Source organism: Sphingobium sp. B2D3A (assembly GCF_025961795.1).
Lineage (GTDB): Bacteria > Pseudomonadota > Alphaproteobacteria > Sphingomonadales > Sphingomonadaceae > Sphingobium.
This window is the reverse complement of record NZ_JAOQOI010000001.1, coordinates 2,712,712-2,735,506: the sequence shown is the minus strand read 5'-3', so window position 1 is coordinate 2,735,506 and position 22,795 is coordinate 2,712,712. Positions and strand designations below refer to the sequence as shown.

Here is a 22,795-nt window from a genome sequence, read left to right as displayed (position 1 = left end):
CCTATTCTTCCGCTTGCGCCCATGGCAGCGTGAAGCGAAAGATCGAACCGGCACTTGCTTTCGAAATGTGGTCGAGCGAGCCGCCATGGTCGGCGACGATCGCCCGGCAGATACGCAAGCCTAACCCGAGGCCGGTTGCCTTCGTGGTGAAGAAGCCGTCGAAAAGCTTCTCGCGGTCAGCCGAGGCGATCCCTGGCCCGCTGTCTTCGACCTCGATGATAACGAACTCGTCGTCATGCCTCGCCCGGACCTTGAGGGTACGACTCCAGCATTGGGCGTCAGCCATTGCCTGGGCGGCATTGACCATCAGATTGGTGAGAACCTGACGGACTTGGACGCGGTCGGCGCTGACCATGGGCAGATCCGGCGCAATGTCCAATGCGAGAGATGCGTGCCTGCTGGACAGTTCCTGGCGAAGGAAAGCGGCGGTTTCCTCGATCAGGGACGCCACATCGCAAAGTTCGCGGGACTGCCCACGATTTGACGCCATTGCCCTCAGGCGTGCGACCGTGTCGTTCGCCTTGGTCGCTCCGAGTACGATCGTCTTGAGACAATCTTCGACCTGCTCAAGGTCGGCGGGCTGACAGTGCAGCCATCGCAGGCCTGCCTCGGCTGACGTCATCATGGCGGCCAATGGCTGCCGCACTTCGTGCGCAATGGTCGCCGTCATCACCCCGAGCGTGGACAATCGATCGGCATGCGCGATTTGGGACTGGAGGCGCAGGAGAGCTTCTTGCGCACCAATCTGGTCAGTGATGTCCTGAAGCCCGAACATCATCTCGTCCGCCGCCCCAGGGTCTCGCCAAGACACGAAGGTCACATGGATTGCCCGGCCATCGGCAGCCTGAAATCGAACGGGCGCACGAAAGCTTCCGTCGAAGGCGAGGGTTTGAACGAGTGCCTGACGCAGTTGATCGGCCTGGGCAAATGGCCAGATCCCGCTCAACGGGACCGGGAGGGTCTCCGGCTGCACGCCCAGCATAGCCAATGCGCGCGGGTTGCCGGCAGACAATTTGATCGCACCGAGCAGTTGGCGCTCTAGATTCTCGCGTCGGGCGCCTGTCAGGCCGGGCTCTTCAAGCTTAGTCAGAAGGCTGTCGCCGTCGCGTACGTCAAGGCGCCCGTGAGCGAGGCCCATGGCGTCGATCATCTGCGGGGAAACAGGTGTTGTGTCAGTCACGGCAAGCTCAGGCAGCGATGAACTCCAGGATGTCCTGGTTCAGTCGATCCTTGTGAGTGAACAAAATGCCGTGCGGCGCACCTTCATAGACCTTGAGGGTCGCGTCGGGAAACAGCTCGGCGGCTTGCCGCGCTGTTGCGCTAAACGGAACGAAGGCGTCATGCTCGCCGTGGATGACGAGAACGGGCACATCAAACCGCTCGATATCGTCACGATAATCCGTGGTCGCGCAGGCCGTCACCGCATCATGCCCTGCCTTCAGGGAGCCCTGCAGCGCCATCTGGTGGATGTGAGCGAGGCTACCTTCAGACACCTCGCTGTCTTCTCGGCCGGTGGCGAAGAAGAGCCGGGCAAAGCCGCGGAGGAACTCGGAACGATCTGCCAGCAGACCGCTGCGGACATTGTCGAACACGACTTCAGGAACGCCGTGAGGATAGTCCTCGCTCTGGCCGAGCTTTGGTGTCGTCGAGCCAATCAGAACGACGCGCGATATACGCTCCGAACCGTGCCGACCAACATATCGGGTCACTTCGCCGCCGCCCATCGCATATCCGACTAGCGTCACGTCGCGCAGATCGAGGTGCGCGATTAGTTCGGAGAGATCGTCGGCAAATGTATTGTGGTCGTACCCGTCCCAGGGCTGATCCGAGCGACCGAAACCGCGCCGGTCATGCGCGATAACGCGATAGCCCTCCGAGGCGAGGAACATCATCTGATTTTCCCACATGTCGCTGTTGAGTGGCCAGCCATGCGCGAACACCACCGGCATCCCGCTTCCCCAGTCTTTGTAGTAAAGACGGGTACCGTCTCTCACCTGCAACATCGGCATACGCAAATCTCCACCCGCGAGTCACTTCACTTTAGCTGCTTAGCGTCGGAAGGGCGCGCCCCCATCGGGTCGTGCATTTCCACCCGAAAGGGGGACTAGCCAGCAACGGGCGTTGCGGCAGTAGGATGGCGAGCCCAGGCGACTGTCCCAACGAATCCGATCAGGCCGGCTGCGCCCAAGGCGGCGGCGAGCCCTGATACATGCATGAGCCAAGCACCGATCAGGGCACCCACGAAGATTGAGATGGCTGCCGCGATGCGGCGCGGCCAGTTCGGATTGCTTCCGCCGGCGGCCGAGGAATCTGCTGCGAGGCCCGTGATCGTGAGCGTCAGCACGGTCGTCGTGAGATCCGGCACCTTGAGCTGCCTGATGGTCGCGTTTCGAAAGCCCATTGCGATGCCGGTCAGGACAATGATGGCGTAAGTCCTCTCGCTACCAAGCTCGGCAGTCTCGACCCCAAGGGCGATAAGGGCGGCGATCCATAGTAAAGCGGTCTCGAGAAGCGAGGCGCGCACGAGCCAAGACTTCAACGGCCGCCCGATGTGCCCGCGCGCAAGGCGGCCGGCGATGAGCGCACCGCACATAAACGCCAGAATGGCGACAACATAGGCCGACCATTTGAAGCCTGGCGTCCCTGCTGCTGCAAAGCCGAGGAAAACGACGTTCCCCGTCATGTTCGCGGTGAACACCTTGCCAAGGCCCAATACGCTCGCTGCATCGACGAGGCCGGTGATTGCGGAGAGCAGGAGGAGCAGCGCCGGGAGCGGTGACGGCGAGGTCGCAGGCGAGGAAGGCTGGGGTGGCATGATCGCTCCTTCAGAATCGAAAGTTTGCCTCCAGGCCCAGCATCCCGATGGTGCGTGAGGGACCCGTCTGGCGGATGAAGCTGCCTGGACTGAACAGCGAGAGAGAGGTCGACAATTCGAGGTCCGGCGTCGCCTGCCAGGCCAGCGTTCCCTCGACTTCGTTGCCGATGAAGCGCGAGGTGGCACTGCCGGGCGCGCGAATGAGATTTCCTGGAATGTCGTAGATGCCGTCGGATTTCGAGAAGCGCCAGTACGCCATTCCAGCCAGGCTCGCGGACACGTCCTTGGCGACCGAGAACGCGACCCTCGGGTTCAGCGAGACGATGTTGTAGGGTCCGACCGGCGAAAGCTCACCGAAATATTTGCCCTTCGGGAACATCGCGTTGAATGTGTTCAGCCGCTTGTCGTCGGCATGCCTGTCTCCGCTGACGATGTTAAAGCGTAATGTCGCGTCCGGGGCTCCTGGAGCATTTGGAAACTTGTGCCCGAACTCGGTGCCGATGCTCCAAGCGGAGATGGTCTGATCGTTGAAATGGCCGAATTGATAGATGCCCTCGCCATTCCAATGCCAGTTGTTCCGGCTGCCGAAGAGGCGTGCGCCTACGCTGTGTCGCAACTCGTTGCCGAGTATGCCGCCAAAGCGTGCCTGCTCGTTGCGATAGCCCAGATAATAGAGATCGAGGCCATGTCGGTTCAGGTAGGCACCCCACAGTGTCTTGGTGTGAGATCGCCGATCATCGAAGCTCGACGGGCCTGGCTGAACGGGGCGAACTACGAAGAAGCTCAGCCTCGCCCCATTCAGCGAGGTGAGAGCACGGAAGCCGTCGAAGGCAAGGGGCGTGTTGGGGCCATACCGCGTTCCGACCAGGCGCTCGGTCCCGAGACTGATCATCTGGCGGCCAGCGCGCAGGGTCACGCCATATCCATCGGCCGATCCCGTAGCTGCGTCGCCAAGACGAACGTCGGCGAACGCCTGAAGCATATCGACCCGCGTCTGGTCGATCGGGCTTGGGGATGGTGCCACGCTGATCGCATAGCCTGCGATCGGCTGGACGAAGGCACGAACGCGGCCGACATGGAGGTCGATACTCGGCACGAACCGGACCCACTGATAGCTGTCGTTGGGCGCTTCAGCGCCTCCCCAGAGGTTATTCCGATAGCTTTCGTTCCGAACCCGAACCTCGGCCGCGACCGTCGCATAGGCGTCGTCGGCGATCGGGATATATTTGAGATCGTCGCTCCAGCGACCAGGCCTATCGGCCGGATCAGCCATGTTCGACCAATCCTCATCGTACCGGGTTGTCGTCAGGGTCGGCGGCTCCCACGGCTCCCGGTCCTGCGCGAATGCGGGGGAGGAGAGGGCAAGGGAGGCAAGAGCGAGCCTACGCACGCCGCCGCTCGAGCTCGGCGACCAATGCCGCAAGCACGAACCCGCCTATCAGACCGATATGCTCGAAGAAGGCGTTGGTCGCCATGAAGCGATCCTGGCCGGGGGGCATCGCCCAGAACGCGTTGGCGGTGAATGCTGCGAGCAACGTGAACACACCCAGCATCCCCGCGCCAAGCCAAACAAGCCTGCCCCAGAGGATCAGGATCGGACCTATAAGCTCGATCGCGATCGTAAGGCCTGCCCAGAGTGCTGGCGGATTCATGCCAAAATGTGCCTGTTCCGCCACTGCCGCCTGCCAGTCGCTCGCCTTCACGATACCGCCGAGAAGATAGGCGCCCACGAGCGCGAGGCGGGCAAGGAACCAGATTGGTCGCCATTCGAGAATGGCATCGACGAACCTTGGCTCCGCTCCTGGATCAAGGGGACGCAGCATCTCAGTTACTGCTGCTATGGATCTCGGCGACGTAGCCGCCGGGGAAACGCACCAGTGCGGACGAGCGGCCGCCTTCGTTATGTGCCGGGACCAATGTCTCAACGCCGGCCGCCTGTGCCTTGGCCAGCGTCGCTGCAAGATCATCGACCTCATAGCCGGTCATGTCGCGGCCGTAGGGCCAGGGGAGCTGACCGTCCGAAACGATCACCAGCATCTTGCCATAGCCAGATGTAAGCTCGATCCGACGATAGGTCTTGCCCGGCTGGCCGATATCGGCCCCGGCAGCGCTCGGCACATCTCGCGTCACCTTGGCGTGGGCAAAGGCGGTCCAGTGCTTCACGAACGCGTCCGCGATGTCAGGCGTGAGATACACCCGGTTCTCGGGCACGTGAACCAGCGCAGGATAGTTCGGCTTTGTCGTATGCCAGTAGAGCTGCATGTTCACGCCGCCGGGCCATTGGACGACGACATCGCGGCCGATTGGATCGGGAAAGGTCATCAGCAGGCGGGTTGCGCCGCTTTTGACCGCGGCATTCACCGCAGCGTCCATGTCGCTGACGAGGTAGCCGGTACGCTCCGCCCCAAAGGGGTAGGGAATCGGCGTTTTGAAGCCGAACACGGAAAGCGAGCCTACCGGTGTCAGCACGAGCTGAGACATTGTCTGGCTCGCGGTCGGCGTGACCTGGAAGACGCCCTGCTTCGAAGTGGTGCCTCCAAAGGTCGCAACGAGGCTCACGACAAAGCGATCGAAGTCCTCGGGAGCCACATAGACATGCGTCGTGTCGTATTGCGCACCGACCGCATAATCGACCGAGGCGACCGGCTCGCGGGCCACCGCCGGTATCGTGGGTGCTGCCCCCAGGAGGAGGGCTGCGAACAGAAGAGTTGAGCGCTTCATCATGACAGACTCCAATCGTCTCAAACCGCCCAGCATCCGCAGCCCAAGGCACCCCAGAAGGTTTGGACATCGCTGGTAGGCGCCGCGCGGCCGAGAGCCGCGGCATGATCATGACCGTGGACCTGGCAGGCGCTCGCGCAGCCGCACGCGCTTGCGAGCTTGGCATTGGCCTCGGGGGTACGGTGATAGCCGCCGAAGGTGGCGACTGGGGACCAGTCCGGCATCGGCTTGGGGAGCGCGGGTGCGAGCGGAGCGAAATCGCCCTCGCCAAAGACGACCTTGCCACCCAAAACGGTCAGCACCGATCGCAGATGGGGGATGTCGCTCTCGGGCACGCTAAAATAGTCGCCGGAAAGCAGAGCGAGGTCTGCGAGCTGGCCGACCTTGATCTGCCCTTTCTTGCCGATCTCGTTCGAGAACCAGGTGTTCTCATGGGTCCACATGCGTAGCGCCTTCTCGCGGCTCACCCTGTTCGCGCCCGGATAGAGGCCTAGGCCCCCAACGGTCTTGCCGGTGACCAGCCAGTTCAGCGAAACCCAAGGATTGTAGGATGCCACACGGGTAGCGTCGGTGCCGGCTCCCACGGGCAGACCTGCCGCCAGCATCTTTGCGATCGGCGGCGTGCGCTCGGCGGCCTTGGCACCATAGCGCTCCACGAAATACTCGCCCTGATAGGCCATGCGGTGCTGGACCGCGATGCCCCCGCCGAGGGCCGCGATCCGGTCGATATTCCGATCGCTGATCGTCTCGGCATGGTCGAAGAACCAGTTGATGCCGGTCATCGGAATATCGCGATTGACCTTCTCGTAGACGTCGAGCGCACGGCCGATCGTCTCGTCATAGGTGGCGTGGAGACGCCAGGGCCAGCGATGCTCGGCGAGCAAGCGAATGACGGGTTCAAGATCGCCCTCCATGCTCGGCGGCATGTCGGGACGGGCGACGCGAAAATCCTCGAAGTCTGCCGCTGAATAGACGAGCATCTCGCCGGCGCCGTTGTGCCTGTAGGTGTCATCACCCTGGCCGGGCGAAACCTGCTTCACCCATCCCGAGAAGTCTGCAAGCTCCTCCTTGGGCTTCTGTGTGAACAGGTTGTAGCTGATCCGCAGCGTGAGCTGGCCGTCCTGGTGGAGCTTCTCGATGATCTGATAATCGTCAGGATAGTTCTGGAAACCGCCACCGGCATCGATCACGCCGGTCACGCCAAGGCCGTTCATCTCGCGCATGAAGTGCCGAGTCGAATTGACCTGATACTCGGGAGGAAGCTTCGGCCCCTTTGCGAGCGTCGAGTAAAGGATCGTCGCGTTGGGCTGGGCCAGCAACAGTCCGGTCGGATTGCCGGCGGCATCGCGCACGATCTCGCCGCCGGGCGGATTGGGCGTATCCTTGGTGTAGCCGACGACGCGGAGCGCGGCGGCATTGAGCAGCGCGCGATCATAGAGGTGAAGGATGAAAACCGGCGTGTCGGGAGCGACCGCATTGAGCTCCGCGATCGTGGGCAGCCGTTTCTCGGCGAACTGATGCTCGGTGAAGCCACCGACCACGCGTACCCATTGCGGGGCAGGGGTATTGTCGACCTGGCGCTTGAGCATTGCCATCGCCTCGGCGAGGCTCGGTACGCCGTCCCAGCGCAGCTCCATATTGTAATTCAGGCCCCCACGAATGATGTGCATGTGGCTGTCGATCAGCCCAGGGATCAGGCGCCGACGCGCTGCATCGATCACGATGGCATTGGGGGCGGCGGCGGCGCGAACATCCTTCTCGCTGCCAACGGCCAGGAACTTGCCGTCACGGATCGCGACAGCTTCGGCTTCGGGATTTTCCCGGTCGAGGGTCGTCACCTTGGCGTTGACGAGGATCAGGTCTGTGCTGGTCATGGCCGCTTTCACATTTCCAGAGAAGAGCGGCGCGAGCGTGATCGCCGCGCCGCCGAGGAGGGTGTCGCGCCTGCTAAGGGTCACGCCGTCGCGTCCGTGTCGGTGTTGGCGGGGAGCTTGCCGAAGACGTGATTGGTGCAGGCCGCATGGATCTCGGCAGCCTTGTCCTTGCTTGCCCAGAAACTCTTGATGAGCGGGACAGCCTGTTCACCGATCAGGATGCCGGCAAGCCCGACCAGCGCAATCGTCGGCGGTGCCGGCGACCGTACCTTGATCAGAGCGTAGATCACGCCGACAAGCACGCCCGCGGCGAGCGAGATAAGGTACGGTCGCATGGCCTCAGTGCCCGCCTTCCGACGCGCCGAACATCGTCTTGGCGTAGGTGATACCCAGACCGTAGGCGCCACCCAGCTTCTTCGCGGTGCCGGTGACGACGTCGTAGGTTTCGGTACGAGCCCAATCGCGCTGCAGCTCGAGCATGTATTGGAGCGAGGTCATTGGGACCGCGCCGAGCTGTATCATGCGCTGGCAGGCGCGCTCATGCGCTTCGTCCGACACGTCGCCGCAGGCGTCAGCGATGAAGTAGACTTCGAAGCCCTGATCGATCGCCGAGGCGGTGGGCCCGACGATGCAAACGCCGGTCCAGAGCCCAGCGAGTACGACACGGGTCTTGCCGATGCGGTTGACCTCCTCGATCACTGGCGCATCTTCCCAGGTGTTCATCGACGTGCGGTCGAACAGCTTCTGGCCGGGGAACACGTCAGTGATCTCTGAGAACATCGGGCCGGAGAACGACTTTTCGGCGACGGTCGTCAGGATTGTCGGCACGTCGAAGATCTTGGCGGCATGCGAGATCAAGGCTGCGTTGTTGCGCAGCAGGGTTGCGTCGATCGACTTGGTCGCGAACGACATCTGCGACTGGAAATCGATGAGAATCAGCGTGTGATTCGTCGGCGAGATCAGCGTCTTGCCGGGGGTGGGGGTGGCGGTGATGGACATGCGGATCTCCCGTTCGGTGAAGGCAAGGGGGCGACCTCCGCAGGACCGGCTGTTGCCGACACCGCGTTGGTCATTGCTTGGGTTCGAACGTCTTTTTGATCGACAGGACCGAAAGGGTCTTGGACGAACGTGATGCGATCGACGGTGATTTTTTGTCAGTCCTGATTGTTCGCCGTTGGAGGGTCAGATACGCAGATTGGTTCGTGCGAGTTCGACGATCTCGTCGCCGCGCCCACTCATGATAGCCTTGAGCATATAGAGGCTGAACCCCTTCGCCTGCTCCAGCTTGATCGCCGGCGGCATTGCCAGTTCCTGCGAGGCGGTGCGGATATCGACCAGCGCAGGCCCATCATGTGCAAAGGCCTGAATGAGGGCGGCCTCGACTTGGTCGGATTCGTCGACGCGGATGCCCAGCACGCCGCAGGCGTTCGCCATGGCTGCGAAATCCGGGTTCTGGAGCTGGACATTCACGTCAAGATAGCCGCCTGCCTTCTGCTCCATCGCCACAAAGCCAAGCAGGCCATTGTCGAAAAGGACGATCTTCACGGGGAGACGAAGCTGGGCGAGGCTCAGGAAGTCGCCCATCGACATCGCGAACCCGCCGTCGCCTGAAAGCGAGATGACCTGCCGGTCTGGGAAAGCGGCCTGGGCACCCAGAGCCTGTGGCAGTGCGTTGGCCATCGAGCCGTGATTGGCCGAGAAGAGCAGGCGCCGCTTTCCCGTCATCTTGAGATAGCGTGCGGCCCAAACGGTTGGCGTCCCGACATCTGCGCTTATGATAGCATCTTCGGCAGCGAGATCGCTGACCAGCTTGGCGATATATTGCGGGTGGACCGGCCGCCCTGGCTTGTCGGGGGTCGCGAGGTCATCAAGTCCCTTGCGAGCGTCGGCATAGTGATCGAGCGATCGAGTCAAAAAGGTTCGATCCTCCCGCCGCTCCAATCTCGGCAAGAGCTCGCTGATCGTCTCACGGACGTCGCCGATTATCCCTAGGGCAAGCGGTGCTCTCTTACCCAACTGCGAGGGATCGCGGTCGATCTGGATGATCTTGGCGTCCTTGGGGTAGAAATTCCGGTAGGGAAAATCGGTACCGAGCATCAGGAGCGTGTCACAGTTTTCCATGACCTGATAGCCTGATGAGAACCCGATCAGGCCGGTCATGCCGACGTCGAAAGGATTATCCCATTCGACATGTTCCTTCCCGCGCAGTGCGTGAACGACCGGGGCACCGAGCCTGTCCGCGAGCGCGACCACTTCGTCATGGGCGCCGGCACAGCCGCTGCCGCACAGGAGCGCGGTTGCCCGCGAGCCTTCGAGCAGAGCGACGAGTTGGTCGATGTCCGAAAGGTTCGGTAGCAGCCGGGGAGGCTGTAGCGCCGGGAAGGTGGCGGTTGCCCCGGCGGGGGCCTCCGCGAGGGCAATGTCGCCTGGGATGACGACAACCGCGACGCCCTGTTTGCCGATCGCGGTACGCATCGCACGGTGGAGCACCTCCGGCATCTGCTTGGGGTTGCTGACGAGCTCGACGAAGTGGCTGCATTCGCGGAACAGCTCCTGCGGATGCGTCTCCTGGAAATAGCCGAGGCCTATCTCAGATGACGGGATATGTGCCGCAATGGCCAGCACGGGCACATGGTTGCGATGGCAGTCGAACAGTCCATTGATGAGATGAAGATTGCCCGGCCCGCACGAGCCAGCGCAGACGCCGAGCTTGCCGGTAAGACCGGCTTCGGCCCCGGCCGCGAAGGCGGCAACCTCTTCATGGCGGGTCATCATCCATTGAATGGTTCCCATCCGCCGAAGGCTTTCGTTTAGCCCGTTCAGGCTGTCCCCGGTAACGCCCCAGATCCTCTCCACGCCAGCGTCGGCAAGGGTGGCGGCGAGTAGATCTGCGATGGTCTGCTTGGACATGCCGGTTTTCTCCGCAAAAGGTCGGGACTGAAGCGCTTTGCCCCGGGGATGCGACGCCTGCGATGTCGGCCCCACCAGATCTCGACCATTCGTGCCCGAAGCAGGCTGAGGAATAGCCGCGCTTGCACCTGCCCGGCTTGGACAGGACCGACGCCAATCGGATCATCTCGTCATGATCGGCGTCAAAAGCCGCACTCGGTCGCGTTTAGATGCCGTTCTTTGTCGGAAAAGCTTGCCCGTCCAAGAAACCGGGCAATTCGACAAGATGGGTGCGCGCAACGTCGCTAGCGTGCCGGCTCAATCTGACAGAGAGCCGCCCATGACCGCAACCGATTTGCTGACCCCCGAAGACTGTGTCGTCCTGCTTGTCGATGAGCAGGCTGGGCTGGCTTTTGCTGCTGGGTCGGGCGATCGCCAGCAATTGCGAAGCAATGCTGTCGCTCTCGCTCGCACGGCTCGCGCATTCGATGTTCCCGTGATCGTCAGCACGTCGGCTTCGAAGGTCTATAGCGGGCCGCTCATGCCGCCTCTCCGCAATGTTTTGCCGGATGTGACGCCGATCGAGCGACGCAATATGAACGTCTGGGAGGACGAGGCTGCCCGTACTGCAGTGACTGCGACCGGCCGCAAGACGATTGTCGTCGCTGGGTTGCTGACCGAAGCCTGTGTCAGTTTCCCCGTCCTATCCGCCCTTGCCGAAGGCTACGCTGTGCGCGTCGTCGCGGATGCCTGCGGCGGACTCACCCCAGAAAGTCATGCTGCGGCCCTGCGGCGCATGGAGCAGGCCGGCGCCGTGCTCACGTCGTGGCTCCAATTCCTGCTCGAGCTGCAGCGCGACTGGACGCGGCACGACACCTACGAAGCCGCACGGAGCATCGTGGTCGATCACGGCGGCGGATACGGGATCGGTCTCGACTATGCTCGCGACATGATCCGTCCCGCCTAATTAACGGGGTAGGTGAGATCGATCAGGTGAATTCAACCAGCGCCTAGGACAATCCGATCGCCCCGACCGCGAGAAGGTTTATGCCGACTGGAAAGCTGAGGCACTGCGTCACCATCAGGCGAGTCGCGAAGTTTGGATCCGCGAGCGTCATTCTCAGGTATTAGGGATCGCCAGAATGGAATGAGCTTGATGCAAAACAGATTTCCTCATTTATGCATTGTCGCATTCTTTGCCTTGCTTGTCGGATCGCAGTCGGCGTGCAGCGAACAATCTCCTGACGCCAAGCGTACGGCGCAGAGCAACGCACAGTCACCAGGCGCCGATGAGCCCCGCACCAACATCCATGAAAGGCAAATTGATAGTCCGGCTTCTTCTAAAGCTCAGGCCAAAATTGATGATCAATCACAGAAGCGCCTATGTCGCTTTGAGGTAGATGGGAGAGTTCTGGTCGATGGAAAGTGCGATGTCTACCCGATGGGAAGTGGTGGATATACTCTGAACACGTGGAAGCGGGGCAAGCCCGAAAAATCTCATTTTGCAGTTGTGATTTCGGACGATGGTAAGAAAGCTGAAGCGAGCTGGAACGCTGACCCAGATGATGACAGGGCGGTCGATTCGTTAGGGACAGTGCTCTTGCGTGATGGTTGCTGGGTCAATCACCGCACGGAGATTTGCTTTCGCTGATGGCTCAATTGTAATTGGCAAGATCCGTCAGGAAATGAATTTGTCGCTCTGGCGGCCACAAGAAGAATGCCTGTAAGTGGGACATTTCTGCCGTTCCTAATCCATTCGCTGAAGGGCAGCTCTTGTGGAGAACCAACATTCATCGCTTTCTCGCCGATCTCAAGCCAGCGAGCACTCTGAGTAAAGGTCAGCACCAACTACCGAACGCGCGATCGACGCGAGGTGGGGATGGTGAGTGAAGAACAAGACCTGCGTGGACTTGGCCAGTTCAGCGAGAACGCGGACCCCGGCCTCCGATCGCTCATCGTCAAAGTTGACAAAGAGGTCGTCGGCGAGAAATGGCAGGCGGATACCAGAAGCAACGGACTGCTCGACTGCGGCGAGACGCAATGCCAGAAAGAGCTGATCTGTCGTACCCTCGCTCATGGCGCCAACTTCGACCACGGTCTTGCCGTCGTCTCGCATCCCGAGCAGCCGTGGTGCGCCTGCATCGTTGTCGATTTTCAGCGCCGTGTAGCGTCCGATTGTAAGGGCGGAAAAGAGCTCGGACGCGCGCAGCAGCATTGGATCTTGGTGACGCTCGCGGTACTGCTCGATCGCCCAGCGCAGCGTGACCGCCTCGGCTCGTTTCAGGATGTACTGCTCGGAGAGGACGGTCAGTTCTGCGCGGGCACGGTCAGCGTCGGACGCGGCGTCCACTGCGCTGTCGCCCTCCTGCTCGAGGCTCCCGAACGCCCTCTGCGCGTCCCCATGTGCCGCCGCCGCCGCGTCTACTTCCGCGTTGAGGTCGGCGAGTTCCGACGAGAGAGTTTGTGTTCTGGCCGCCAGACCATCCGGGTCGACACCCTCGAGTGAATCGAGAAGTTCATCCAGACCCTTTCCGTCTCCGGCGGACTTAATCGCCGTCTCGGTGTCGGCAACCGACGCGCGGAGACCCCGAGCCGCCCGCGAGCGCTCAATCGCGCCAGTCAGCTCGTCGATGTCCGCTGCTCCCGTCTCCTCCATCAAGTCGGCCAGCGAATCCAGCGCGGCCGTTAACTTTGCCTCCTCGGCCGCCATCTCGTCGTAGCGGCTGCTGACCGTCGCCTGCAGGGTGTCGAGGACGGTGGCGGTGGACCGCGCGGCTGTGAGCCTAGCGCGCATCAGGGACAGTCGTTCGCCAGGTTCTTTCGCAGCCGGGATGCCCACCGCATCCGCCGCCGCACCGACCCTGCTGTCATGCTCGCTGGCGTCCCTGACCATGCCGTCTAACCGTCCCTTCAAGTCTGCCTGGGCAGCGATCTGGACACGTAGTTCGTCGAGCACGTCGAGCGTGGCAATCGCGCTCTCGATTTCGAGGCTGAGCCCGGTCTGCTCAAGCTCCTGTCGCCACCGGTTGGTACGCGTGGATGCGGCATCCTCGAGCCGCTTCCTGCGCCGCCCAAGCACTTCGGCATCCTGCTCGATCCGCGCTGCCTCGGCCTCGTCAAGCCGTCGCTGCTGCTGCGCCTTCTCAAAGTCGGTCCTTAAGCGTTCGGCGGAGGCCAAGGCGGGTGCGACTTCGCTCCCCAGACGTGCGGCATTGCCTTCAGGTAGGCATGAGGAGAGCGCCTCAAGGACCGTCGCCCTTCGGGCAATGGTCGCATCGGCCTCCTCGGCGGCAGCGACGGAAGCGGCGTGCGCCGATTCCGCAGCGGCCCTCTCAGTGTTCCAGGCAAGGAACCGGATTGGCTCCATGTCAGGATAGCCTGCGGCGGTGAGCCTCTCACCCCACGCCGTTCGCGCTGATTCCCGTCGCTCGGCGAAAGTCCCCGCACGAATATCCGCCTGATCGGCATCTAGCAGCAGCTTTGCGACGCGATTGCCCATGTCGGTCAGTCGACTGGACTCGTCAGCTGCCGCGAACCTGCGATCGCTGCGCTCGTCGGCTTGAGCGAGCGAAGCCTCGAATGCGGAGACGGCCTCATTGGGAGCATCAATGCAGATTTCTGAGAGGACGTGACCGCGTAGCGGACGCCAGCGCTCATCGCGCTCGGTCCGCGCGCTCGCGATTTCATCGGCCGATACGGCCTTGCCCAATGCCAGTTGTTCCATCTGAAGGGAGAGCGCTGCCGCCTCTTCTCTTGAGCGCGCCGCGGTCGCCAGTTCGCGGTCGACCTCGGTGGTCAGGTCGGAGAGCGCCTTCCGCGCTTCGTCGACTTCGATCTGGCCGATCCTTGGGAGTTGGAGAAGTGACGCAGCGTCGCCATTCCATGGTACGAGCCGGACGAGCGCCTGGGCGAACGTGGCGGCGGCCGAGTCGGCGGTCCTCCGCAGTGTCAGGCATCGGGCGTCGATGTCGACGCCAAGCGCGCGTCCTGCGTCGACGGCGGCGACCACTGTCTTCAGCTCGTCCGGCGAGCCGTCTTGGACCGTTGGCGCAATGCCTGGTGCAGTCCGCCGCCGTTCCTCAAGCTCCTGCTCGCTCTCGGATATCTGACTGAGCGCTGACTTGTCCTCGACATGCGCGAGCGCCAGTTCGCGCAGCTTGGCGCTGGCGATCCGGGACGGTGGATCCGCCGCCAGTGCTCCGGCCTCCTCCCGGAGGCGCTCGATCCGGCCAGCGCGCGTGGCTTGCTCGGTAGTCAGCCGCGCCATGTCGCTGCCAGCCTTTGCGACCGCGCCCGAAGCCGTCAGCAATTCGTCGATCAGGTCGGCCTGGGCGAGGATTTCCGCGTCGGCAACCAGCGCCTCCATGCGTTTTGTCGCCTCGTCGGCCAGCTTAGCGGCAGCGGCTTTCGCCCTCGTTGCGAGAGCCGCGTCGGCCATCGCGGCCTCAGCCATGTTTTCGCGCTGTGCCGGGATGTCAACGGTCGCGCTATATTCGGCCAGTGCTGCCAGATGGTCCTTTCGAAGGCGTGCTGAGGGAGCAATTCGCCGTATCCGCTCCGCTCGGCTGATCTCGGCAAGCAACTCGTCCCGCCGTCCCCTGGCGTCCTCCAGCGCGGCCTGCGCCGTCGCCACCGCCGCCTTGCTGTCGAGCCAGGTCTTTGGCCTCAACGACCGCTCGCGTATGGCCCTTGCGTTCGTCTCGAGCTCTCGCTGCGCGACGGTGAACGACCTCTTATTGGACGCGCGTGGACCCCAGATGGCGTCCGCTTCTTCCTCAAGGCGTGCTAGCTCGTCAGATACCCCGGTCAGGCCCGATCCGGCGGCGAACAGCGCTCTACCGAGATCGTTGCGCGCCTCCATCATCGCCTTCCCACCGGCGCGCAGGCCCTCTTGGTTGAGGCTGAACGATAGGCCGAATGTTTCTCGCGTCTGACCTCGGAGCATCGCCAGCAGTGGGCCCTCGTCGATGGGTTTATCGTCAGAACCGAGGAGCGTTCCGCTGGTGGCCTTCTTGCGTCGGCAGGCCATTGTCTGACCCTCGTCTTCGAGGACGGCGCCGATCCTTAGCAACGAGTAGTCGTACATGTAATTGTAGGGCGACCGGCTTGGGAAGCCAAACAGCAGGTCCGATACGGCCGCCATAGACGTGGTCTTGCCGGCCTCGTTTGCGCCGTAGATTACGTGAAAGTCGGGTTCGCCACCGCGGAAGGAGAGCGTGCAGTTGTCGAAGTGGCCATAACGCTCAAGCGCGAGGTTGACGAAGCGCATCTCTACGCCTCCCCGGTCAAACGCGATCGGAGTGCGAGCGTCGCCGTCTCCAATACCGCCGTCCAGTTGCCACCGCTCGCGGACCGCCGCACGCCCTCGTCATCGGCCTCCTCCGGCGAATGGCCGAGCGAAGTCTGGGCGGCAATAAGGAACGGGGCGAGGTCCTCGGCCAGCAGGGCGGCTAGGTTGGGGTCTGTCGGCGCCTGTCTAATGAGAGCCTCGAGGTCGTCGCCGATCACCATCTGCTGTGCCTGCGCAGGTGGCGAGACCAGCACCTTCACCCTCTCGATGAACAGGTCCGGTGATATCGACGCTGACACCGCGCGGGCATCGTCGCGGAGAGAAGACACGCCGTCGTGGAGCGCGCCGGCGTCCATGGTCTGTCCCGTCAGGGAGACCCGCGCGACGAGCGGCAGGCCGGACGGGTTGTCCTGCCAGGCAGACACGAGTGACGCGCGGATGAGTGATGGGACAGCATCCGCCGTCGCGTCGGTGCAATCCACCTCAACACGAATCCAGCGCAGGACGTCGAGCTCGACGCGCTCGACAGTGGTCACCTGAGCATCCTCAACCGTCACAATGACGGCGCCCTTCGATCCTGTCTCGCGGATCGTACGACCCTGCGTGTTGCCGGGGAACACGACGTAGGGGGCCTCGCTGACGATTTCGTGCTCGTGGACATGGCCGAGCGCCCAGTAGTCGTAGTGCTTCGACTTGAGGTCATCGAGGCTGCACGGGGCGTATGCGGCGTGCCCCTGTCGACCTGCCAAGGCAGTGTGGAGCATCCCAATGTTGAAGTGGTGGTCGGTTGCGTCGGGGTAAGCGAGCACGAGGTTGTCCATCACGGTTGGCGTCGCGAAGCTCTGGCCGTGCACCGCGACGGCGAGGTGGGAAAGCGTGTGCGTCTCCGGCCGCCTTGCCCCAAACAACCTCACATTGGGCGGCCAGGGGACGCTCCGGGTCAGCACCGACTCCGCATCGTGATTGCCCGAAAGGAGGAAGACGGGGATGCCGGCCTGGTTCAGCCGCCCCATGGCGCGGGCGAAGTAGAGCCCCGTGCCCATGTCTTTCCAATCTCCGTCGAACAGGTCGCCGGCGATCACGACGAAATCGACAGCCTCGTCGATAGCCCGCTGCACGAGATTGTCGAAAGCGGCCCGGGTCGCGCCGCGGATGTCGTCCTCCGGTAGCCCTTCATACCGCGACAGTCCACGGAGCGGGCTGTCGAGATGGATGTCAGCGGCGTGTAGAAAACGAAAGTCGGTCATCACTTACCCCCAGGCGCCGACAACAATATCCCTGTCCGGCTTCACCTCGTTTTGTTTCTAGCGACACAGGCTTTTCAGCCGCTCAAAATTCTTAGAACCGACCTTCTCGATTGTTTCGAAGAGCGCGGCCGCAGCTCTCTTCGTTTCCAACATCATAATGGAGAAGGACAGCAAGTCGTCAATATTTCCAGAGTGGGATTCGAACTAAGCGAGCCACTCAAGTGCGACCAGCTGTCCGGTCCAGCTCTGAATAGCCGTGCGGGCGCGAATGGACCGCCTCGTCAGATGTCGTGACGGGCCGTCGAGCAGCCATTCCCTTGAAGAAGGGTCTCCAATCGCTTCGCTCGGCTCTTCGGGATCGCCATCACGAGGAGCCTTTCCGCCCTTGACGCCGCAACGTAGATCTTGCGGGCATCCTCTGCGAACTCGGGACGAGCCGCCCCTTCCAGATGCTCGAGAATGCCTCCCGCCTTATTGCTCGTCAGGACGACGCACACGGCGGGGAACTCCAGGCCCTTCGTTGAGTGAATCGTCCGCGCCGGATGCGCATCTGCGGGCGGAGTGGCCAGGGCGGCCAGCAGCTCGTTGCTAGACTTCAGCCGCAGCCTGATGCCGCCGGGTGTCGCGAGTCCGGGTGCCAATGCGCGGCGGGCCTTGTCGAGCCACGCATCGGCGGACATGCCCGGCGAAAACTTGAGGGTCGCCGCAGCATCGATGATCTCGGGACGCCAACGACCGTCCTCCAGGCCTTCCGACAACATATGTCGGTGATAGTCGCCAGCGGTCTCGATCCGCCCCTGAACCAGCAGGATCGCGCGGTGGAGATTGGACAGCGCCTCGCGCCGGTTACCCAGGTTGAAGGAGAAGTGGAAATCAGTGGCGGCCCTGGCCAGGAGCAGGGTCTTGTGCACCGTGTCCTTCGAGACAGGATGCCCGATCGCCCGGGCTGCGCTCTGCAGCCTCGAGGCCAATATGGGCGCATCCGCCACCGCAATGCCATGCGATTTTACGAGTTCGCCGAATTTTACGCCGATCGCCGCCGGCACCGATGTTCCACCGTATGAGAGGATGTGCAGGGCGGTGGAATCGGCCTTGTGGCTCCCGAGCGCACGGTCCGGCACGCCGCGTGCCGAGGGCGGCCTCAATCCGACGATCGCGGCGCATATCGCCGGCGTCGATCGGAAGTTTCCGCTCATCGGCAGCCTGTCGCCATCCTCGAAGCGATCGGCGAACCTGTCGAGCTCGTCGGTGATCCCTCCGCGAAACTGGTAGATTGACTGATTCGGATCGCAGATCACCTTGACGATAAGCCCCGAAGTCCGAAGCCACTGCACGACCTCGAGGTCGTCGGGATTGCAGTCCTGCGCCTCGTCCACGAAGATCTCTTTGAAACGGGCTGCGAGGGCCTTCCCCAGCCGCTCGGCGAAGGCCTTGTCGGCAAGCCGTCCCTTCACGCAGGTGCGCACGTCCTCGAAATCGACATGCCCCTTTGAGCGGGCGGAGGCCAGCATCCGGAGTGCGAGAGCCTCGTGCTTTGTGGCGTCGCGATCCGCGTCAAAGCCCTCCTCGGTGGCGATTGCGCGGTTCAATCTTCCTGTCTTGCGGTCGAACGCCTTCAGAGGAAGCCCCTGCATCTTCTCATAGGGCTGCACGACCCAGTCGCCCTTGTCTGGGATCAGCCGGGGCGCGACGTCGCAGCCCTCCATTCCGAGCGGCGCCACGAAGAACTGCCAGAGAAACCTGTCGAAGGTGCCGATGAAGCTGGGGAACAGCGGCGTTGGCAGGATCCCGAAGCTCCGGAGGCGCACCTCCAGTTCGTCGACCGCCGCGTTCGTGAACGACAGGAAGGCGACCCCGCGGCGATCCCGCCTGTCCGACAGCAGAAGTCGAGCCCGTTCGACCATCGTCCGCGTCTTTCCCGCACCTGGACAGGCGCTCACGAAAGCCGGGCCGTCATGCCCGATCACAGCCTTCTGCTCCTTGGTCGGCGCGTAATCTTCGCTCACGTGGCCACCAACTGCTCGATGGCGTGCTTGATGTAGGGTGGCACTGCTAGCTTCTCGCCGTCCTCAATTAGTCGCGCCAACACCTGGGCGAAGTCGCCCTTCCGAGCATTCTTGAAAATGCGGTGGATCGCCGCAGCGCGCTCGTCGCCATCGAGCTTCATGGCGTTGCGCCACTTCTTCTTCGAGCGTCGATGTAACTCGAGGTAGGCCTTCTCCAGAAGGTCCGCGTTACCCGCCTCGATCAGCTCCGATTCCAGCGAATAGGTGCTCGTGACCGCCGCGAAGTAGTCGATCGCGCCTAGTCTGCCGACTAGCTTCTCCAAGGCCAGCTTCCTCCGTTCACCTGGGATCAGCCCGTTGGCGGCTTCGTCCTCGACCTCGAAGACCTCCTCGGCTTCGTGGGCTTCCGTGGCTTCGTGGAGCTTCTCGGTTTCCTCCGCCGGTGCCTCGGTGCCTTCATCCGGAACGTCGTCGGCTCCCTCCTCGTCCTCCTTCTCCTTTTTCAGCCCCCTATCGCCATCGGTCATCACCACAACGCGGTCGGCAATCCTTGCGCCCTCCAGTTCGGTCAGAAGAAGCGTCACGTATGGCACGAAATCGACGCCATCGATCGGGATGAACACGGCGGACCTGAAGAGCCGGAGCTTCTCCGGGTGGTCCTTCAGGACATGGTGCTTCGCGATGGCCGGGAGGAGCAGCGCCTCGGCTATACCTTCAACGAGCAGCGCCCGTCCGCCGAACAGGAGGGCCGCCTTCGTGACATCAAGGTAGCGGTCGACCTTGCGGCGATCGAGATCCTCAAGCGGCATGTTGGCGAGAGGCAGGCACCGTGTCGCACGACGTGGCACGACGGCCGAGATCGCCTCCGCGACGGACTCCGCGGCAGCCTCGCCATCGCCATCCGCATCATGGCCGAGGACGTCCTCGATGATGCTGGCGTCGATCGATCCGGGTTCGAGCAGCTCATCCGCTTCCGCCGTCCCTGCCGACGCTATCACCGACTTGAACACCACCAGCCTATCGCTGCTGACCCAAGCTGAGAGGTTCGGCGAATGCGTGGCCACCACCACCTGTAGTTCCCCCGCGGGACCGTGGTCGGTCGGGAGGCTCTTCCGCGACTGCTCCGCCTGCTCACGCAGGAACGACAGGACCGCGGCCTGCAGTTGCGGATGGAGATGCGCCTCCGGCTCCTCCACGAGGAACAGAGTCAGGTCCGTGCTCCGGACCTTCTCCAACTCAACCGCGATGATCGCCATGAAGAGCAGGTTCGCGTAGCCGTGCCCAGAGTACCGCAGATCCTCAGGATCGACGCCGTGATCGGCGAGCTTGAAGCGCAGATCGCGGGCGATGTCGATCAACCCCTCGTCCGACGCGAAGCCGAGCGTCGCGGCCTGCCGGCGCACGCCGCCCGTCAAGGCCGAAAGGCCTTTTTCGACGGCATCGTCGACCTTCACCAGCACGTCGTGCCTGCGCGTCCGTGCAAGCTCCTTCGCGAGATCGGAGGCGGTCGTTCCCTCGAGGAAGTGGTTCAGGAGAGCCATGATGCGAGTCGGGTTGCCGGATGCGAGCGCCCGCTTCGCATCGCGCAGCGTCGGCAGATAGACGTGCCGGACCATGTCATGGCAGTTCGGTTCGGGTGCGTTTCCGTCCTTGCCGGCCCACAGCTGCGGTCTCGCCCCCTGCCGACTGCCATCGTAGCGCAGTCCGAAGCAGGCATTCGTCAGACCGGCATCGGTAGCGGCAGAGATTAGGCGCCCCTGCTGGCCTACCGAGAGTTCCGCGAAATGCGCCTCCAGCTCGAATTGTGTGGCTCCGCACTGGAAGCGGACATCGGTGGGCTCGCAGTAAATCTCCCGACGGCCACCCAGCGGGAGCGTCACCAGGCGAATCGCGTCGATCGCATTGCTCTTCCCGCCGTTGTTCTCGCCGACAAAAACCGTCAGGTCCTTCTGCAGTTCGAGATGCGCATCGTCAAAGGAACGAAAGTTAGCCAACTTCACGCGCTTGAGAAACATCGAGCCCCCTTTTCTACAGATGCTGCATAGACGAGCGGCAGTTCATCGGCGAGAGTGATGTGGAACCGATCCGAAAGGGACGAGACCGAAGTTGCCCTCGATCCCGACCCGACCGCCGACGGTTGTACGATCGACCTGGGGGCAATCGGGATGGACGCGGAGCAACTCACAAGCATCTGGAACCAGCGCGAGATCCCGGTGATCCTTCGCAGGACCGGCAAGAAAGAGCTCTTGCGGCTGCGACTTCCATACGCGGAAACGAATCAGTCCTGGCTGCAGAACGGCAGACGCACGTCGCCAGCATGGATCGCCAGCAAGCGCTGCTGGGAGATACCCAAGGCCTGGTTTAATGACTTCGTGGAACGCGCGCTCGCGGTCTTCGGCGCGGTCTACGTGATCCAACCCTACCGCGAGCAGGAAAAGTGCTCGCCAGCCTGCCTGAACGCGGTCGGCCACGAGTGCCAGTGCTCCTGCATGGGACGCAACCACGGAGCCGGCAACGACGGAAGCTGGTTCGAGATATCCGAGACGTTCGCCACACGATGGGACGATCAGATGCTCGCCTGCCGCCTCATGAGGACGCGCCGGAATGTAGGATGAGGCCCGATTTACAGGCAGGAGCGACGCAAGCATGCGATATCGAGCAGGCTCGGAAGCACGACATGCCTGTCGGCCATGATCCAAACCCTTCCGCATCGGCGCCGACCGATGCCGAACTCGACGTCGTGGTCGCCGACCTCCAGCGCTCCATACAGGAGTGGGCGACCCGTCATGAACTATGGGTTGATTGCGGTTTCCAGACTTATGCCGATCGGATCGACGGTGAGCCTGGGGAGACCCCCGTGGTCACGATCCTTCACTTCGACGGCGACCTTGGACGTGCGCTCGACGGCGACTTCGACGGTCTCGACATGGAGTTCGTCGAGCTGCTCCAGCGTCAGGGCTTCTGGTATGAGCGGAGCGACAGCGTCAGCGCGCACGTATACCTCGAGGACGACAGCCCGCTGCTCCAACCCTTCCTCGATCGCGAGAATTGGCGGTGGGTGTGCGGCCTAGTGCAACAGGACGTCGCGGACGTTCACGACGAGCTGTATTCGCATTTCGCGAAGCGGCCAGAAGATCTGCATCGCCTCACCTGGCGTGAGTTCGAGACGCTGCTGTTCCGCATCTTCCAAGCCCAAGGCTTCACCTGCGAGCTGGGCCCGGGCTCAAACGACGGCGGCATCGACGTCCGAGTGCTCCAGAGGGATCCGCTGGGCGACATTCTCACGCTGGTGCAGGCCAAGCGATACGCCCCCAGAAACAAGATCGACATGTCCGCAGTCGCTGCGCTGCATGGCGTCGCCGACGTCGAAGCGGCTCAGAGAGGCATCTTCGTGACGACCTCCGACTACCTCCCCTCGGCGCGGAAGTTCGCCGGCCGGACTAGCATCCCCATGGCGCTCGCCACCTCTGCCGACGTGCGCGACTGGTGCAGGGACGCGAGGGACGGGATCATCCGCGACAAGTCGAAGCTGGTTACGCCTCAGGCGGTTTCCCGGCTCGTCCACAGCCTCGCGCTGAGGGATCCGCGCATTGTTCACGCACGAACAGGCTACACCGTCATCATGAATCAGTTTGCGATCGTCCTGAAGGAGACAAGGCACGCGGCGCTGCTGATGGCGATCCCCTCCCGGACCATATCAGACGATGGCTACGGGCAGAGGGGTCGCGAAGTGCCTGAGATCGGTCCGGCATGCCTTGACCGCCTGACGGCTGACACCGTCTTCCGCGCGAAGCGGTCGGTCCGCGACGGCGATGTGAGCTATTGGGACGGTCAGAACTTGTATTCGGCGTGGGATGGTTCCCCAGCTCTGTTTGACTTATGCGACTAAAACCGCTCCGCGTCCAATCGGCTCGGCTACCTCTATCGTACAGCCGTCTGGCTGCTCGGTTGCA

Annotated in this window: 18 protein-coding genes; 4 read left to right on the top strand and 14 right to left on the bottom strand. The window is 62.7% G+C overall.

Features of this window, described 5'->3' with window-relative positions; genetic code table 11:
- Position 1: 1 nt before the first annotated feature.
- From M2337_RS12685 to poxB, 10 genes are all read right to left on the bottom strand, one after another.
- Positions 2–1,180 (bottom strand): sensor histidine kinase, encoded by a 1,179-nt coding sequence (locus M2337_RS12685; RefSeq protein WP_264570545.1) that lies wholly within the window; start codon positions 1,178–1,180, stop codon positions 2–4.
- Positions 1,181–1,187: 7 nt separating this feature from the next.
- A complete protein-coding gene (locus M2337_RS12680) occupies positions 1,188–2,009 on the bottom strand; it encodes an alpha/beta fold hydrolase (protein WP_264570544.1) in 822 nt (273 codons plus the stop codon).
- Between the two features lie 95 nt (positions 2,010–2,104).
- Positions 2,105–2,815: a YoaK family protein gene (locus tag M2337_RS12675; protein ID WP_264570543.1), complete on the bottom strand. Its 711-nt coding sequence runs from the start codon at positions 2,813–2,815 to the stop codon at positions 2,105–2,107.
- Positions 2,816–2,825: 10 nt separating this feature from the next.
- The gene (locus M2337_RS12670; RefSeq protein ID WP_264570542.1) at positions 2,826–4,088 is read right to left on the bottom strand and encodes an alginate export family protein; all 1,263 of its coding nucleotides are present in this window, start codon (positions 4,086–4,088) and stop codon (positions 2,826–2,828) included.
- Between the two features lie 109 nt (positions 4,089–4,197).
- Positions 4,198–4,638 (bottom strand): DoxX family protein, encoded by a 441-nt coding sequence (locus M2337_RS12665; RefSeq protein WP_264570541.1) that lies wholly within the window; start codon positions 4,636–4,638, stop codon positions 4,198–4,200.
- A 1-nt stretch (position 4,639) separates the two neighbouring features.
- Positions 4,640–5,536: a glyoxalase gene (locus tag M2337_RS12660; RefSeq protein WP_264572260.1), complete on the bottom strand. Its 897-nt coding sequence runs from the start codon at positions 5,534–5,536 to the stop codon at positions 4,640–4,642.
- A 20-nt stretch (positions 5,537–5,556) separates the two neighbouring features.
- Positions 5,557–7,410 (bottom strand): amidohydrolase, encoded by a 1,854-nt coding sequence (locus M2337_RS12655; RefSeq protein ID WP_264572259.1) that lies wholly within the window; start codon positions 7,408–7,410, stop codon positions 5,557–5,559.
- Positions 7,411–7,490: 80 nt separating this feature from the next.
- Positions 7,491–7,745, bottom strand: a complete 255-nt coding sequence (locus M2337_RS12650; protein WP_264570540.1) for a XapX domain-containing protein — start codon at positions 7,743–7,745, stop codon at positions 7,491–7,493.
- A gap of 4 nt (positions 7,746–7,749) precedes the next feature.
- The gene (locus M2337_RS12645; protein ID WP_264570539.1) at positions 7,750–8,409 is read right to left on the bottom strand and encodes a hydrolase; all 660 of its coding nucleotides are present in this window, start codon (positions 8,407–8,409) and stop codon (positions 7,750–7,752) included.
- Between the two features lie 183 nt (positions 8,410–8,592).
- Positions 8,593–10,320 carry a ubiquinone-dependent pyruvate dehydrogenase gene (poxB, locus tag M2337_RS12640; protein WP_264570538.1) on the bottom strand — a complete coding sequence of 576 codons (1,728 nt, stop codon included), beginning with the start codon at positions 10,318–10,320 and terminating at the stop codon, positions 8,593–8,595.
- Between the two features lie 172 nt (positions 10,321–10,492).
- Between poxB and M2337_RS12635 the strand changes: the two genes are divergently transcribed.
- Positions 10,493–11,266, top strand: a complete 774-nt coding sequence (locus tag M2337_RS12635; protein ID WP_264570537.1) for a hydrolase — start codon at positions 10,493–10,495, stop codon at positions 11,264–11,266.
- 189 nt (positions 11,267–11,455) lie between these two features.
- A complete protein-coding gene (locus M2337_RS12630) occupies positions 11,456–11,950 on the top strand; it encodes a hypothetical protein (protein WP_264570536.1) in 495 nt (164 codons plus the stop codon).
- 159 nt (positions 11,951–12,109) lie between these two features.
- Here M2337_RS12630 and M2337_RS12625 read toward each other — a convergent pair whose 3' ends face one another.
- The 4 genes from M2337_RS12625 to M2337_RS12610 all read right to left on the bottom strand — a co-directional run bounded on the left by M2337_RS12625 (position 12,110) and on the right by M2337_RS12610 (position 20,857).
- Positions 12,110–15,568: an ATP-binding protein gene (locus M2337_RS12625; protein WP_264570535.1), complete on the bottom strand. Its 3,459-nt coding sequence runs from the start codon at positions 15,566–15,568 to the stop codon at positions 12,110–12,112.
- Positions 15,569–15,570: 2 nt separating this feature from the next.
- Entirely contained in the window at positions 15,571–16,836 is a 1,266-nt protein-coding gene (locus M2337_RS12620; protein ID WP_264570534.1) for a metallophosphoesterase family protein, read from the bottom strand.
- A 281-nt stretch (positions 16,837–17,117) separates the two neighbouring features.
- The gene (locus M2337_RS12615; RefSeq protein ID WP_264570533.1) at positions 17,118–18,842 is read right to left on the bottom strand and encodes a UvrD-helicase domain-containing protein; all 1,725 of its coding nucleotides are present in this window, start codon (positions 18,840–18,842) and stop codon (positions 17,118–17,120) included.
- Positions 18,839–20,857: an ATP-dependent nuclease gene (locus tag M2337_RS12610; RefSeq protein ID WP_264570532.1), complete on the bottom strand. Its 2,019-nt coding sequence runs from the start codon at positions 20,855–20,857 to the stop codon at positions 18,839–18,841. The genes M2337_RS12615 and M2337_RS12610 overlap by 4 nt, the downstream gene beginning before the upstream one ends.
- A gap of 57 nt (positions 20,858–20,914) precedes the next feature.
- Between M2337_RS12610 and M2337_RS12605 the strand changes: the two genes are divergently transcribed.
- Together M2337_RS12605 and M2337_RS12600 are read left to right on the top strand one after the other, a co-directional pair.
- Positions 20,915–21,457 (top strand): hypothetical protein, encoded by a 543-nt coding sequence (locus M2337_RS12605; protein ID WP_264570531.1) that lies wholly within the window; start codon positions 20,915–20,917, stop codon positions 21,455–21,457.
- 62 nt (positions 21,458–21,519) lie between these two features.
- Positions 21,520–22,731: a restriction endonuclease gene (locus M2337_RS12600; protein WP_264570530.1), complete on the top strand. Its 1,212-nt coding sequence runs from the start codon at positions 21,520–21,522 to the stop codon at positions 22,729–22,731.
- Positions 22,732–22,795: the final 64 nt, after the last annotated feature.